11 protein-coding genes and 1 pseudogene are annotated in these 14,768 nt (G+C 62.0%); 8 read left to right on the plus strand and 4 right to left on the minus strand.

All coding sequences use genetic code 11. The features are described from left to right. Positions 1-150 precede the first annotated feature (150 nt). From PMI35_RS08445 to PMI35_RS08435, 3 genes are all read left to right on the plus strand, one after another. The gene (locus PMI35_RS08445) at positions 151-1,731 is read left to right on the plus strand and encodes an aldehyde dehydrogenase (NADP(+)) (protein ID WP_008063091.1); all 1,581 of its coding nucleotides are present in this window, start codon (positions 151-153) and stop codon (positions 1,729-1,731) included. 90 nt (positions 1,732-1,821) lie between these two features. Beyond that, positions 1,822-3,204 (plus strand): MFS transporter, encoded by a 1,383-nt coding sequence (locus PMI35_RS08440; RefSeq protein WP_032831881.1) that lies wholly within the window; start codon positions 1,822-1,824, stop codon positions 3,202-3,204. A 130-nt stretch (positions 3,205-3,334) separates the two neighbouring features. Next, positions 3,335-4,120: an enoyl-CoA hydratase/isomerase family protein gene (locus tag PMI35_RS08435; protein WP_008063103.1), complete on the plus strand. Its 786-nt coding sequence runs from the start codon at positions 3,335-3,337 to the stop codon at positions 4,118-4,120. 39 nt (positions 4,121-4,159) lie between these two features. On the opposite strand, the gene PMI35_RS08430 is transcribed toward PMI35_RS08435, so the two are convergent. Genes PMI35_RS08430 through PMI35_RS08420 form a run of 3 tightly spaced genes read right to left on the minus strand, consistent with a single transcriptional unit; the run spans position 4,160 to position 7,422 of the window. After that, positions 4,160-5,122 (minus strand): NAD(P)H-dependent flavin oxidoreductase, encoded by a 963-nt coding sequence (locus tag PMI35_RS08430; protein ID WP_008063105.1) that lies wholly within the window; start codon positions 5,120-5,122, stop codon positions 4,160-4,162. 39 nt (positions 5,123-5,161) lie between these two features. Then, positions 5,162-6,283: an acyl-CoA dehydrogenase family protein gene (locus PMI35_RS08425; RefSeq protein WP_008063107.1), complete on the minus strand. Its 1,122-nt coding sequence runs from the start codon at positions 6,281-6,283 to the stop codon at positions 5,162-5,164. Then, on the minus strand, positions 6,280-7,422 hold the full coding sequence (locus PMI35_RS08420; protein WP_008063110.1) for an acyl-CoA dehydrogenase family protein: 1,143 nt from the start codon (positions 7,420-7,422) through the stop codon (positions 6,280-6,282). Before PMI35_RS08420 ends, PMI35_RS08425 begins: the two co-directional genes overlap by 4 nt. A 166-nt stretch (positions 7,423-7,588) precedes the next feature. On the opposite strand from PMI35_RS08420, the gene PMI35_RS08415 reads away from it, so the two are divergent. Beyond that, entirely contained in the window at positions 7,589-8,374 is a 786-nt protein-coding gene (locus tag PMI35_RS08415; RefSeq protein WP_008063112.1) for an enoyl-CoA hydratase/isomerase family protein, read from the plus strand. An 11-nt stretch (positions 8,375-8,385) separates the two neighbouring features. After that, positions 8,386-9,042, plus strand: a complete 657-nt coding sequence (locus PMI35_RS08410; protein ID WP_008063123.1) for a TetR/AcrR family transcriptional regulator — start codon at positions 8,386-8,388, stop codon at positions 9,040-9,042. A 3-nt stretch (positions 9,043-9,045) separates the two neighbouring features. On the opposite strand, the gene PMI35_RS08405 is transcribed toward PMI35_RS08410, so the two are convergent. Next, a complete protein-coding gene (locus PMI35_RS08405) occupies positions 9,046-11,004 on the minus strand; it encodes a LuxR C-terminal-related transcriptional regulator (RefSeq protein WP_008063124.1) in 1,959 nt (652 codons plus the stop codon). 117 nt (positions 11,005-11,121) lie between these two features. Between PMI35_RS08405 and PMI35_RS08400 the strand changes: the two are divergent. The 3 genes and pseudogenes from PMI35_RS08400 to PMI35_RS08390 all read left to right on the plus strand — a co-directional run. Then, positions 11,122-11,934 (plus strand): annotated as a pseudogene (locus tag PMI35_RS08400) (DUF1302 family protein); the annotation flags it as partial. A 25-nt stretch (positions 11,935-11,959) separates the two neighbouring features. Beyond that, on the plus strand, positions 11,960-13,327 hold the full coding sequence (locus tag PMI35_RS08395; RefSeq protein ID WP_008063126.1) for a DUF1329 domain-containing protein: 1,368 nt from the start codon (positions 11,960-11,962) through the stop codon (positions 13,325-13,327). A 77-nt stretch (positions 13,328-13,404) separates the two neighbouring features. Beyond that, entirely contained in the window at positions 13,405-14,592 is a 1,188-nt protein-coding gene (locus PMI35_RS08390) for a lipid-transfer protein (protein ID WP_008063127.1), read from the plus strand. Positions 14,593-14,768 lie beyond the last annotated feature (176 nt).

Below are 14,768 nucleotides of genomic sequence, written 5' to 3' on the forward strand. Positions count from 1 at the left end.
CAGGAATGGATATGTACTCCGATAAAAATAGTGCTCGCAGGTTGTTTCGATAACAAATCGTTATCGGTTAATCCGAAAATGCCATTGGGAATGAATCGCTTCGCACCCGTAAAGTAGCGCCTGGCTTCCCATCAGGGTTAGGAGACTGTCATGCCCGAACTGTCCGGACACAATTTCATCGCCGGTGGCCGTAGCGCCGCCGGTTCGGTCGTGCTGCACAGCGTTGACGCAACGACCGGGCAAGCGCTGCCCACGGCCTTCATCCAGGCCACGGTCGAGGAAGTGGACGCCGCAGCCCAGGCCGCCGCTGTTGCAGCGCCGATCTACCGCAACTTGCCAGCAGCACGCCGGGCCGAATTTCTCGAGGCGATTGCCACCGAGCTGGATGCACTCGGTGATGAATTTGTAACCCTGGTCTGCCAGGAGACTGCCCTGCCACCAGCACGCATCCAGGGCGAACGCTCGCGCACCAGCGCTCAGATGCGGTTATTCGCCCAGACCCTGCGCCGCGGTGACTTCTACGGTGCGCGCATCGATCTGCCACTGCCCGCGCGCCAACCCTTGCCGCGCGTCGATATACGCCAGTGTCGCCTGGGCGTCGGCCCGGTGGCCGTGTTTGGCGCCAGTAATTTTCCGTTGGCATTCTCCACCGCCGGAGGTGACACCGCCGCCGCGCTCGCCGCAGGCTGCCCGGTGGTGTTCAAGGCCCACAGCGGGCACATGGCGACCGCTGAACGGGTGGCTGAAGCCATCATCCGGGCCGCTGAGCAAACCGACATGCCCAAGGGCGTGTTCAACATGATCTTCGGTGCAGGTGTCGGCGAGGCGCTGGTCAAGCATCCGCTGATCCAGGCCGTCGGTTTCACCGGTTCGCTCAAAGGCGGCAGGGCGCTGTTCGACATGGCGGCTGCACGTGCGCAGCCGATCCCGGTGTTCGCCGAGATGAGCAGCATCAACCCGGTACTGGTGCTGCCGCAAGCGTTGCAGGTACGCGGCGAGCGTATCGCCACCGAACTGGCGGCGTCGGTGGTCATGGGCGCGGGGCAGTTCTGCACCAATCCCGGCCTGGTCATTGGCATCCGCTCCGCGGCGTTCAGCACGTTCGTGCAGACCCTCTGTGCCTCGCTGGCCGAACAACCTGCGCAAACCATGCTCAATGCCGGTGGCCTGCGCAGTTATGTGCAGGGTTGCGAAGCCTTGCTGGCGCATCCGCAAATCACCCATCTGGCCGGGCAGGCGCAGCAGGGCAACCAGGCTTATGCCCAGTTGTTCCAGGCCGATGCCAGCCTGCTGCTGACGGGGAGTGAACTGTTGCAGGAAGAAATCTTCGGCCCGGCCACCGTGGTGGTTGAAGTCGCTGACCGGGCCGAACTGCTGGCGGCCCTGCAAGGGTTGCGCGGTCAGTTGACGGCAACGTTGGTGGGTGAGCTCGAAGAACTTGAACAGTCTGCCGACCTGGTCGACGTACTTGAGCAGAAAGTCGGCCGTGTCCTGATCAATGGCTATCCGACCGGTGTGGAAGTCTGCGAGGCCATGGTCCACGGCGGCCCCTGGCCGGCGACGTCGGACGCCCGTGGTACATCGGTAGGGACGTTGGCCATCGATCGCTTCCTGCGTCCGGTGTGTTATCAGAACTTCCCTGACGCCTTGCTCCCGCAAGCCCTCAAGAACCGCAATCCGCTAGGGCTGACGCGCCTGGTCAATGGAGAAAAAACTGCCGCGGCACTCTAGTCATCGCTGTATCGCCGAGTGAAGGGTTCATTCGGCTCGACCCATTCGATAAAAACAATCAGGCATGTCCACATGCCCAGGGGTTACCTCATGCAAACGATCTCCGAGCAATTACCTGCGCAGGCTGCAGCCTGCGAGCTCGACTTTGAAGACCGGACCTACCGCAAGGTCATCTGGCGCATCCTTCCCGTGCTGCTCCTGTGCTACATGGCGGCGTACCTGGACCGGGTCAATATCGGCTTTGCCAAGCTCGACATGCTCAACGAACTGCAATTCAGCAACACCGTCTATGCCTTGGGCGCCAGCATGTTCTTCTGGGGCTACTTCCTCTTTGAAGTGCCGAGCAACCTGTTGCTGCATCGCTACGGGGCACGCTTCTGGATTGCCCGGATCATGTTGACCTGGGCCGTGATCTCCATGGCCGTGGCCTTCACCGTACCGCTGGCGGGCTTTTTCCATATCGAATCGAGCACCATGTTCTACGTGCTGCGTTTCCTGCTGGGGATCTGTGAAGCCGGTTTCTTCCCCGGGGTGATTCTCTACCTCAACTACTGGTTTCCGACCCATCGGCAAAGCCGGGTGATGTCCGGGTTCCTGATGGCCATGCCGATCAGCCTGACCCTGGGCGGCATCCTGTCCGGCTGGTTGATGAACAGCATGCAAGGCGTGCATGGCATGTCCGGCTGGCAATGGATGCTGATCATCGAAGGCATTCCCTCAGTGATCATGGCGTTCGTGGTCATCGTCTGCCTGGCCAACAACATCGACTCCGCCAAATGGCTGTCGGCGGCGGAAAAAACCTTGCTCAAGGCCAATCTGCAAACCGACAACCAGGGCAAGGCCTCGCGCCTGAGCGAAGTGTTCTTCAATCCGCGGGTGTGGTTGCTGGTGCTGATCCTGCTGACCTTCAACACCGGTTTTTACGGCCTGGCGTTCTGGATGCCTTCGATCATCAAGAGCACCGGTATCACCAACAGCCTGCACATCGGTTTGCTGACCGCCATTCCCTATGCCGTGGCTGTCGTGGCCATGCTGCTCAACGCCCGTCACTCCAACCGCACCGGTGAGCGACGCATGCACGCGGCGATTCCTGCGTTTGTCGGTGGTGTTGGCCTGATCCTCAGCGCCTACTTTGCCAACAACCTGGTGCTGTCGGTGTTCTTCCTCAGTATCGCCGCTTCCGGCATTCTCAGCCTGATGCCGATTTTCTGGACCCTGCCGGGGACCGTGCTGTCGGGCGTCGCTGCAGCCGCCGGCATTGGCATGATCAACGCCTTCGGCAACCTGTCTGGCTTCACCGGCTCGATGATCACCGCGGTGGCGGAGAACCTCACCGGCAATATCAACAACGGTACCTATGTATTGGCGCTGTGCCTGTTCGTCAGCGGCGGGCTGATCCTGGCCATTCCCGCATCGATGCTTGGTAGAACACCCAAAACCGTAGCGACCGCCGCGAAGCTGGAGACGGCGTAAACCTGCAGGGCCTACGAATCGTGGCCACCCGGTAAGGGGGGTATTAACGGAAGTTGCCTCGAAAGTACTGTCCCACGGTAACGGTTGGTCATCGCGCTCAGCCGGGGCCATTATCAGGGGGCAAACTTTTATGTCGACATCCGTTGTGCTGACCATCGAAGATGGGCTGGCCACGCTAGTCCTTTCGCGTCCAGAGAGAAAAAACGCGCTGACCCGACAGCTGTTCGAGCAGTTGGATGAAGCGCTCAGCCATCTGCGCGACAACCCTCACGTCAAGGCATTGTTGTTGACGGGGGCGGGCAGCGATTTCTGTTCCGGTGGTGACATCAACAACATGGGTGGCGAGGTTGAGGCCAGTGTGCGGCAGGCAACGATGAACCAGGCCAACCGGGTGCTTGCCGCGCTGATGGAGTTCGACCGGCCCGTCATCGCAGCCGTGGACGGAGTGGCTTTCGGCGCCGGTTTCAGCCTGGCCCTCGCTGCCGATTTTGTCATCGCATCCGACCGGGCACGCTTTTGCATGGCCTTCGCACGTATTGGCGCAGTCGCCGATATGGGCGCGAGCTACACGCTGCCACGGATTGTCGGTTATCAAAAAGCCAAGGAAATCCTCTACTGCGCGCGGGACCTGTCCGCACAGGAAGCGCTGGCCCTCGGCATCGTCCTGGAAGTCCATGCACCGCAGGTGTTCCGCGATCGCGCCAGGGAAATCGCCTGCAGCATGGGCAACATGTCGACCGCCGCCTTTAGCATGAGCAAGCGCCTGCTGGCGCGCACCTTCGAAAGCACGCTCCAGGCACAACTGGATGCAGAGGCCAGTGCACAGGCCTTGGCGATGACGTCGCCGTATTTCCATGCGGCGACGGCGAGGTTCATGCGCAAGGAACCGCCGCTGTACCAATGGCCAAAGACCTAGCACCACGGGGCGCGGATTCTGCAGAACCCGCGCCGCCAATCACACCGCAGCGGGGCGCCGGGCGGGCATTTGCACCCTGTGATATTCGTCCTCGAACCGAGTGATCAACGCCTCCACCGTGGGGATGTCATCGATGTTGCCCACGCCCTGGCCCGCCGCCCAGATGTCTTTCCACAATTTGGCGCCATTATGGCCGCCGCTGCCGCCCTGGGCCGGTGGTGGCGGCAGGTTGTCTGGATCGAGGCCGGTGCGGGCGATGCTCTGCTTCAGGTAGTTGGCGCGCAGGCCGCTGAACAGTGCGGTATTGACGATCTGGTCGGCGTTGGAAACGAGCAGCATCTGTTTGTAGGCGTCGTTGACTTCGCATTCCCGGGTGGCGAGAAAACGCGTGCCGATATAGCCCAGGTCAGCGCCCATGATCTGCGCGGCAACCAGGTCTTTACCGGTGGTCAAGCCTCCGGACAGCAGCACGGTCCCTGAGTAGAAGCGACGAATCTCGTTGACGAAGGCCAGCGGGTTCAAGGTCCCGCCGTGACCGCCCGCACCGGCGCAGACGGCGACAAGGCCGTCGACGCCGGCTTCGACGGCTTTTTCCGCGTGCCGGACACTGACCACATCGTGAAAGACGATGCCACCATAGCTGTGCACGGCGCTGACCACTTCACCCGGTGCGCCAACGCTGGTGATCACCACTGGAACCTTGTGCTTTACCAGCAACGCCAGGTCTTGCGCCTGGCGGTGATTGTCACGCCTGACGATCTGGTTGATGGCAAAGGGCGCCGGCAGCGCGCCGTGCGATGTCAGCGGTTGGCTGAGGACTTCGGTCAGTTGCGCCAGCCAGTCGTCCAGCATCTCGGCACTGCGGGCATTGAGTGCGGGCATCGAACCGACGATACCCGCACGGCATTGTGCCTCGACCAGGGTGGGGGTGGAGGCCAGGAACAGCGGCGCGGCCACCAGCGGTAGCCGCAGGCGATCGGATAACAGGGCGGGTAGCGACATCGGGAGACCTTATTGTTATTTGTTTGATTGAGCGCATCGTCAGAATCTGCGCTGCGTCAGTCCTGCCCAGAACCCGTCACCCCCCGCAGCAATCGCCGCCTGGCCGAGGACTTCGGCCCACTGCGCATCGCTGCCGAACTCGTCGCGCCAGGACCACAAGCGACGGGTCGTGAAGTGCAGGGTGTGTTCATGGGTAAAGCCGATCGCACCGTGTACCTGGTGCGTCACCGAAGTAGCCAGGGTCGCGGCTTCACCGGCGCAGACCTTGGCCACGGCAACATCGAACGCCAGGCTGTTGCGGCTGCCTTGCTCGGCATGCAACGCCTCGCAGGCACTGCGCAACGCGACCTGCGTGGCCATGCGCGCGGCACCAATGGCCCCGGCCATTTGCGCGAGTTGCTGCTGGATCGCCTGGAACTTTCCGATCGCCTTGCCGAACTGCGCACGTTCATTGGCGTAGTTGACGGCCTTGTCCAGGCTCGACTCCAGTGCCCCGACCAACATGCAGGCACGCATCAAGGCACCGAACAGCCAGACCGGTTCCTGCACGTCGGCCACTTTCAGCGAACCGACCGCGTGGACGCTGGCATTATCGAAGTACAACGTGTCGCGTTCCTCGCCAGCGAAATTGCTGCCGGTTTCCACGCTGACCGCTGCCTGGCGAAGATCGACCAACGCCACATGGCCATTGCCATCAGCCACCGCTGCCCAGCGGCAACTGCGTGCCCAGGGCACATTGAATGCGCGGCCATCGAGAACACGGTCTTCGGTCAATCGCAGGTCGCCGTAGTGACCGATCTGAATCAGCGTGATCGGTCCCTCCGGTACGTGCAGGCCGCCATGGGCCAGCAGCAGCGAGGCAAGCATGGTTTCGCTCAAGGCCAGGGGCGCGCTCCAGTAGCCAATGGCGCGCAACACCGGGCTGATGTCCAGCCAACTGGCCGCGCTGCCGCCTGCCGTTTCAGGCATCAGGGCACCGGGCAGGCCGAGATCGACCACCTGTTGCCACAACTGTGTTGCCGCGCGGCCAGCATCGAAATGCGCCAGTATCTGGGGGGTGACCTGTTCGGCGAACAGGCGTTCGACGCTGTCGGCAATCATCGATTGCAGTGGCGAAGGGGTGCCGTCTTCCACGGTTTGATCATTGAGTGCCTGGTTCATCGCAGTCCTAGTCCTCTGGCAATGATGCCGCGAAGAATTTCACGGGTGCCGCCACGCAGGGAAAACGACGGGGCGGTCTGGGTCAGGTAACGCATCACCTGGTCGAGTCGGGAGCCGGGTTGGCGTTCGCCGCCAAACAGGTCGTGGGCAAGGTCGGGCAGGGACTGCTCGAGCAGGGCACCCTGGTCTTTTACCAGTGCCGCCGGGGTCGCGGGGTTGTCACCGCGAGCGAGCATGCCGGCGACGCCCAGCGACATCTGGCGCAATGCGGCATAGCGCGCCGCGACGCGACCGAGGCTGACCACGTGCCGATTGTTCTGCGGGTCCGCGGCGTCGAGCATTTCCAGGTACAACTGGGTGCAGCTCAAATAACGTTCCGGGCCGCTGCGCTCCAGCGCCAGCTCGGCGCCGACTTGCTTCCAGCCATCGCCTGGCCGACCGATGACGAAGTCGTCCGGGACAAACACGTTATCGAGAAACACTTCGTTGAAATCGTGCTCGCCCAGCATGTTGTAGATGGGCCGAACCGTGACGCCGGTGGCGTGCAGGTCAATCAGCAGCTGCGACAGGCCGGAGTGACGGTTTGTCTCGTCCTTTGGCCCGGTGCGCAACAGCGTGACCATGTAGTGGCAGCGATGGGCGCCGGTGGTCCAGACCTTGCTGCCATTGACGATCCAGCCACCGTCGGTTTTCACAGCCTTGGTCTGCACCGACGCGAGGTCGGAGCCGACGTTCGGCTCGCTCATGCCAATGCAGAACAGCAGCTCGCCGCGGGCGATGGCCGGCAGCAGGCGGGGCGCCAGTACTTCAGGGGAAAACTTCATCAGCAACGGGCCGGACTGACGCTCGGCAATCCAGTGGGCATTGACCGGCGCGCCGGCGGCCAACAACTCCTCGAGCACGACATAGCGTTCCAGGGCGCTGCGTTCGTGGCCGCCATAGCGCTTGGGCCAGGTCATGCCCAGCCAGCCGCGCTCGCCCAGTTTGCGGCTGAATTCAGGGTCGGCGCCGTTCCAGTTCTTTGCGCGTTCGTGGGCCGGGTAGTCCTTCAGTGTCTGGGCGACAAATTCGCGCACTTCGGCACGTAACGCCTGGGCATTGGCGTCGAGGTGACAGGGACGAATATCGAGTGCCTGCATGGCTTTTTGCTCGTGTGGAAAGAGAATAGGGTGATTGTTTTCTAACTTGCTGAACGACCAACAAGTAAATAAGCTAACAGCAACCCCGACCGCGATCAAGCCACCCGCCGTCCTGAAAATCGTGTTCACTTGACCGGGACGGCTTTGCCCCCCTGATGGAGTTTTTATGTCGACCAATACCTCATACACCCCCGGCCGCGGCCTGACACTGGACCTGGACGGTCACATCGCCACCCTGGGTTTCAATCGTCCACCGCACAATTTCTTCGATGCCGAATTGATCAAGGACCTGGCCGATACCCTGCAGTACCTCGATGAACTGTCCCAGTGCCGGGTCGTGGTTTTGCAGGCTGAAGGCAAGGTGTTTTGCGCAGGCGCTGACTTTTCCGGGGCAGACGCGTGCGATCCGCAGTACCCACGCCGTGTCTACAAATCCGCCGTGCGCCTGTTTCGCACGCGCAAGCCGATGATCTGCGTGGTGGAGGGCGCCGCGATTGGTGGCGGTCTGGGCCTGGCACTGGTTGCCGATTTCCGGGTGACCAGCGCCACAGCGCGCTTCTCGGCCAATTTCAATCGCCTGGGCATTCATCAGGGTTTTGGAATTTCGGTTACCATGCCGCGCCTGGTCGGCCCGCAAATGGCGGCGCTGCTGATTGCCACCGGGCGGCGTATCGATGGCGCTGAAGCGGTGCGAATCGGCTTGGCCGATGTGCTCGCCGAGCCCGGTCAGGAGCGGCAGAAGGCTCGCGAGCTGGCAGAGGAAATTGCCGCCAGCGCACCGGCTGCGGTCATGTCCAGTCGGGAAACCCTGCGCATGGGCCTGGCGGATGCGGTTGACCAGGTGATTGATCGCGAAGCGTCCGAGCAGGAGTGGCAGATTGTCAGCGCCGATTTTGCCGAGGGCACCCGCGCCATGGCTGAACGTCGTACCCCCGTTTTTACAGGTCAGTAAGGAATTGCCCGATGGAACCCGTTGAAAAACCCGCCCAGCCGACTGCACGTCGGACCCAGCTCGAGCGTCGTGCCGAGGCGGAACAGCGTCTGCTGGTCGCTGCCCGGCAGATCGTTGCGCGCAAGGGCTGGGTGGGCATGACGCTGTCGGAGGTAGGCGAAGAGGCAGGCTACAGCCGTGGCCTGGCGACCCATCATTTCGGCAACAAGGCCGGATTGCTGCGGGCCCTGGCGGGTTTCGTCAATGCCAACTTCATGGAGCTGGTCGATGCCCGGTCGCCGCGATGGCGCCCGGGGCTGGATGCACTCAAGGGATTTGTCGGTATTTATCTGTCGCGCCCCGACGGCGACTGGGTCAATACCCGTGCGTTACTGGCGCTGATGTCCGAGGCCGTGACCCAGGACTCGGAAACCGTGCAGATCCTCGCCGAATACAACCACTCGGTCATGGAACACCTGGCTGGCTACATTCGCCAAGGCATCGAAAGTGGCGAGATCCGCGCCCAGGTGGATCCGCTGGCCAGTGCCTTGCTGATCCTCGGCACGTTGCGCGGCATGATGCTGCAATTCCTGCTGGACCCCGCCGGCATCGACCTGAAGCTGTTGCGCACGCAATTGCTGACGTTCATCGAGCATGCACTGGCATCGGTACCGCCCGCGCAAGCCTGATCCTCAGTCGAGCAACCCCAGCGTCCTGGCTATCGACACCGCTTCGGTGCGGCCACCGGCCCCCAGCTTGGTGTTGATCTTGCGCAGGTGCGATTTCACGGTCAGTTCAGACAGGAACATCTTTTCGGCTATTTCGCGGTTGCGGTAACCCAGGGCCAACAAACGCACCACCTGCAGCTCGCGGGTGGAAAGGCTGATCTGGGTTTGAACTTCACTGGTGCTTTGCGGCTTGACGCTGTCGCTGTTGCCTTGCAGCAACAGGGCGACGAACCCCGGGCGAATGCCCAATGCCTGTTCCTGGCCATGGAAGGTCACCGACCATCGCTCCAGCACGGCCATCATGGGCGCGCCTTCATCGAGAAAGGTGCGGATGAAACCAACGTGACTGGCGAAACGCAAGGCCACGGTCAGTTGCTCCAGTGCCTCCTTGTGCAAGTTCCCGCGATCGAGCGCCAGCGTCAGCAACAGGCGCAGCTTCAGGGCGAGTCGATGCTGGTGGCGTTGCAGCGCTTCATCGATAGCCTGGCGCAACAGCTCGATGCAGCGGTCGTCACCTTTGGCGATGCTCAGGCGCTGACGGGCGATGAAGGGCGTATCGACATCGTTGGCGCTCAATGTCACGCCCGGTTGTTCCCAGTCGCGCAGTTGCTCGGCGGCACGCATTGCGTGATCGGCGGTGTCCAGGCGGTTTTCCAGGGTGGCGACCCGCGCCCGTTCCAGCCAGGTGGAGCAGAGGATGCGTGAGGAGCCGACCACGTGGCCCAGTTGGTCGAGATCGGCCAGGTAACGCAACCACGCCGGGCGGTCACCCTGCAGCCAGGCGATGCGTGCCAGCAGGACATGGGTGGTGATCAGCGAGTAGGGCGCGGCATGGTCGCGGGCATAGGGCAGCAGTTTGCTCAGTTGCTGTTTTGCCTCATCCATCGCATCCGCTTCGTAGAGCAGCGTGCAATGCGTGGTGTGCAGCACCGGAAAGCCCACGGGCAGCGCGCCGAAAAGTTGTTCACGACCGCGGCGCACGGCGGTGTACACCCGGGCCTGGGCACTGTCCAGTTGCCCTTGGGCCAGGTCGAGCAAGGCTTCCAGAGTATCGACGACGTCGCGCAGGTACGGCGAGTCGCGCTGGGCCTCGCGTATCCCGGCGCTACCGAGCAGCTGCCGGGCTTGGTCATAGCGTGCCGTGTAGACCAGGCAGGTGGCCTGCACCAGGGCCGTCACCCGAAACGCGGTTTGGTCCTGGGGGGTGAGACTGCACAACATCTCGGCGCTGGCGATCCGCGCCTCTTCAACGCGATCACCGATCAGCAGCAACAGCGGATGAACGTAGTGCTGTTTTCCTGCTAACGCCGGGCTTTCCAGCGCTTGCAGCGCCTCTTTGTAACGACGCGCATGGAGCAGCGCCCAAGCGTAGGCAATGCCCAGACCGGTGTGCCGGTCACGAATTTCAGCGGGAATCCGTGAGAGCCAGCGCATCAGCAAACTGGCATGACCGTTCTCCACCAGTGTGTCGACATGCAGTTCAAGCTGCGTTGCCGCCTCGTCTTCGGCGTGGGCGGTAAACAGATGTTCAAGGGCGTCGACCGGGCGCTCATTGGCGAAGTGCCAGCGTGCCGCTTCCCGGTTCACCTGTTCGAACGTATCGGGGTGTCGTTGCCTGAGTGTTTGCACCAGGAAGTCGGCGAACAGCGGGTGATAGCGAAACCATTGGCGCTGGTTGTCGGTGGCAAGCACGAACAGGTTGGCCCGTTGCAGCGATTCGAGCTCGGCCTGGCTGTCGTTGCGGCCGGTGACGGCATCGCACAACGGCGCACAAAACTGCCCCAGGACGCTGGTCTGCAAGAGGAACTGCTGGCATTGGCCGGTCTGCCTGGCCAATACGTCCTCGGCCAGGTATTCCGCCAGCGCCGGGTTGGAACCGTTGAACGAGGCAATGAAGGCCGCCGGATCACTGTGCCGTTGCAATGACAAGGTGGCCAGGTAGAGGCCGGTGATCCAGCCTTCGGTGCGCTCGTGCAGGTTGGCGATGTCGGCTGCGCTGAGCGCCAGTTGACGTTTTTCCCGCAGATAAGCACTCGTTTCCTCAAGACTGTAGCCGCGGTACGCAGCGCCAGTTACAACGTGGTCTATCCCGAAGATGTGCGTTTGTATGGCCTGAGTTTCGCGACCAACGTACTGGGTACTTCCCTGGGCGGCGAAGTGAGTTTCCGGCCCAACATGCCACTGGGCATCAACGGTGCCGACCTCAACCTGGCGGCGACGGGCAACGCCGCTTCACCGCTGTTCGTCAGCGGGCAGTCGAGCAATGTCGCCGGGGCACAGGTTGCGGGTTACCAGCGTATGCCGGTGCTGCAAACGCAGATGAGCGCCACCCGGTTCTTCGACCAGGTCCTCGGTGCGGACCGCCTGACCCTGGTGGGCGAGGTGGGCTACAACCGCATCAATGGCCTGGGCGAAAGCGATGGCACTGAGGTGCGGTTCGGCCGCAATACCGTGTTTGGTGCCGGCCAGTTGGTCAACCAGGCCGTTTGCGTTGGCCAGAACACGCCGGTACCGGGCCAGCCTGGCGTCACCCGGCCGAGCAACCCGCAGCAGGAGTGCAACAGCCACGGTTTCTACACCACCGACTCCTGGGGCTATCGCCTGCGCGGCAAGCTGGATTATCCCAACGTCTTCGCCGGCATCAACCTGTCGCCCAACCTGGCCTGGTCCCATGACGTCAACGGCGTGGGCCCCAACTTCGAGGAAGGCAACAAGGCCATCAGCCTCGGGGTGGATGCCGACTACATGAACACCTACACCGCCAGCCTCAGCTACACCGACTACTTCGGCGGGAAGTGGAACAGCATCACCGATCGTGACTACGTCGCCGCCAGCTTCGGCGTGAACTTCTGACCCCCATCAGACGGAGAAAACAACAATGAAATCCAGCATTCTGATAAAAGCCTGCGCATTGTCCCTCAGCCTGATCGCCTCCAGCGTGATGGCCGCCGTTTCCGAAAAGGAAGCCGCCCAACTGGGTACCACCCTGACGCCGCTGGGCGGTGAAAAGGCCGGTAATGCCGAGGGCAGCATCCCGGCCTGGACCGGTGGTTTGAAACCGGGCGCGGCCAAGGTGCAGAACGGCTTTCTCGGCGATCCTTTCGCCGATGAAAAACCCGTGCTGACGATCACGGCGGCCACTGCCGCGCAATACAAGGACAAGCTGAGCGAAGGCCAGCTGGCGATGTTCAAGCGTTATCCCGAGAGCTACCGCATCCCGGTCTACAAGACCCATCGCACCGCGTCGAACCCGCAGGAAATCTACGAGGCGGCGAAGAAAAGTGCGTTGAACACGCAATCGTTGAGTGGCGGCAATGCCTTGGGCAATTTCAGTGATTCGCGTTTCTATGCGTTTCCGCTGCCAAAGTCCGGTGTCGAGGTGGTGTGGAATCACATGACGCGCTACCGGGGCAACAACTACACCCGTCAGATTGCCCAGGTAGCACCGCAAACCGATGGCAGTTTCACCGCGGTCCAGCTCAACGATGAAGTGGCGTTCCCACAGTTCATGAAAGACGCCGATGCACAGAAGACCTCCAACATCCTGTTTTACTACAAGCAGGAAGTGACGGCTCCTTCGCGCCTGGCCGGCAGTGTGACGCTGGTTCACGAGACCATCGATCAGGTGGCCGAACCGCGTAACGCCTGGGTCTACAGCGCAGGCCAACGACGTGTGCGACGCGCGCCACAGGTTGCCTATGACGGCCCGGGTACCGCGTCCGACGGCTTGCGTACCGCGGACAATGCGGAAATGTTCAACGGCTCGCCAGACCGCTACGACTGGAAGCTGGTGGGCAAGAAGGAAATGTACATCCCGTACAACAACTACCGTTTGGCTTCGCCACAGTTGAAGTACAAGGACATCCTCAAGCCCGGCCATATAAACCAGGACCTCACGCGCTACGAGCTGCATCGCGTGTGGGAGGTGGTAGCGACCCTCAAGCCGGGGGAGCGCAACATCTATGCCAAGCGCCATATGTACTTCGATGAAGACACCTGGGCATTGGTCGAGGTCGATCATTACGACGGCCGTGGCCAGCTCTGGCGTGTCGGTGAAGGCTACGCGCTCAATGACTATGAGCAAGGGGTGTCCTACTACGCCATGCAGGGGCTTTATGACGTGATCGCCGGTCGCTACATCGTCCAGGCGATGAGCAACGAGTCGGCCCACGGCGTCCAGTACGGTACCGCCCAGACCCTGAATGACTTCACCCCGGGCGCCTTGCGCAACGCCGGTATCCGCTAACCCATCCCTGCAATCGCCGTTCGTCCTCCGCTGAGGGCGAACGGTTACCCCTGCATCACTGAATCTGGAGAGAAGCAATGTCGCAAAAACCTTACGTTGCCGGCGTCGGCATGATCCCGTTTGTCAAGCCGGGGACCAGCGGCACCTACATCGAAATGGGCTCCGAAGCCATTCGCCTCGCACTGAAGGACGCCGGCCTGGACTACAGGCTGGTTCAGCAAGCCTACGCCGGCTACGTGTACGGCGATTCCACCAGCGGCCAGGCAGCGCTTTACGAAGTCGGCATGAGCGGCATCCCGGTGATCAACGTCAACAATAACTGCGCCACCGGTTCCAGCGCACTGTTCCTGGCGCGTCAGGCGGTAGAAAGTGGTGCGGTCGACTGCGCCCTGGCGTTCGGTTTCGAGCAGATGCAACCGGGTGCCTTGAAAGGCAATTGGGATGACCGTCCGCGCGCCACCACCCACAAGACGCAGTCGGTGATCGATGAGCTGACCGCCGACATCGAGATTCCGAGTGCGCTGCGCATGTTCGGCGGTGCCGGTCGCGAACACATGCAAAAGTACGGCACGCAGATGAGCACCTTCGCCGCCATCCGCGCCAAGGCCAGTCGTCACGCGGCCAACAATCCGTTGGCGCTGTTTCGCAAAGTGGTCAGCAGCGAAGACGTGATGAACGATATGGTGATGTGGCCGGGCGTGATGACTCGCCTGATGGCCTGCCCACCGACCTGTGGCGCGGCGGCGGCGATCATCTGCTCCGAAGCCTTCGCCAAAAAGCACGGCCTGCGCACAGACGTGCTGGTCCTCGCCCAGTCGCTGACCACCGACAAGCCGGCGTGCTTCGAGACCCGGTCGATGATTGAAGTGGTCGGTTTCGACATGGCTCAGCGTGCGGCACGGGAAGTTTACGAAAAGGCCGGTGTCGACCCGCTGGACATTCGTGTTGCCGAGATGCATGACTGCTTTGCGCATAACGAATTGCTGACCTATGAGTCCCTGGGGCTGTGCGATGTCGGTTGCGCCGAGCGGTTTATCCTTGAGGGTAATAACACCTATGGCGGGCAAGTGGTGACCAACCCGTCCGGGGGCTTGCTGTCGAAGGGGCATCCGCTGGGGGCGACGGGGTTGGCGCAGTGCTATGAGTTGACTCATCAACTGCGGGGGACGGCGGACAAGCGTCAGGTTGAAGGGGTTAAGGTGGCGTTGGCGCATAACCTTGGGTTGGGTGGGGCTTGTGTGGTGACGCTGTACGGTCGCGGGTGATTTCCGTGGTGGGGGTTGCTGATGCGATGCCCTGAGTGATTTTGACCGAGTACATATCCGTTCCTTCGGTAACGGTCGCTTATGGTTTCGCCCTTACGGCGACTCCCTTTTTCAAACGCCAAAAAGGAAGCAAAAGGCTTTGCCCCACCACTCGGTGCCTCGCTTAGGCTCGGCAT

The sequence above is a fragment of the Pseudomonas sp. GM78 genome (genome assembly GCF_000282475.1).
Lineage (GTDB): Bacteria > Pseudomonadota > Gammaproteobacteria > Pseudomonadales > Pseudomonadaceae > Aquipseudomonas.

Excerpts from the sequence above, each read along its gene's own strand:
- PMI35_RS08445 (WP_008063091.1), top strand. The coding sequence starts at position 151 with ATGCCCGAACTGTCCGGACACAATTTCATCGCCGGTGGCCGTAGCGCC.
- PMI35_RS08440 (WP_032831881.1), top strand. The coding sequence starts at position 1,822 with ATGCAAACGATCTCCGAGCAATTACCTGCGCAGGCTGCAGCCTGCGAG.
- PMI35_RS08435 (WP_008063103.1), top strand. The coding sequence starts at position 3,335 with ATGTCGACATCCGTTGTGCTGACCATCGAAGATGGGCTGGCCACGCTA.
- PMI35_RS08430 (WP_008063105.1), bottom strand. The coding sequence starts at position 5,122 with ATGTCGCTACCCGCCCTGTTATCCGATCGCCTGCGGCTACCGCTGGTG.
- PMI35_RS08425 (WP_008063107.1), bottom strand. The coding sequence starts at position 6,283 with ATGAACCAGGCACTCAATGATCAAACCGTGGAAGACGGCACCCCTTCG.
- PMI35_RS08420 (WP_008063110.1), bottom strand. The coding sequence starts at position 7,422 with ATGCAGGCACTCGATATTCGTCCCTGTCACCTCGACGCCAATGCCCAG.
- PMI35_RS08415 (WP_008063112.1), top strand. The coding sequence starts at position 7,589 with ATGTCGACCAATACCTCATACACCCCCGGCCGCGGCCTGACACTGGAC.
- PMI35_RS08410 (WP_008063123.1), top strand. The coding sequence starts at position 8,386 with ATGGAACCCGTTGAAAAACCCGCCCAGCCGACTGCACGTCGGACCCAG.
- PMI35_RS08395 (WP_008063126.1), top strand. The coding sequence starts at position 11,960 with ATGAAATCCAGCATTCTGATAAAAGCCTGCGCATTGTCCCTCAGCCTG.
- PMI35_RS08390 (WP_008063127.1), top strand. The coding sequence starts at position 13,405 with ATGTCGCAAAAACCTTACGTTGCCGGCGTCGGCATGATCCCGTTTGTC.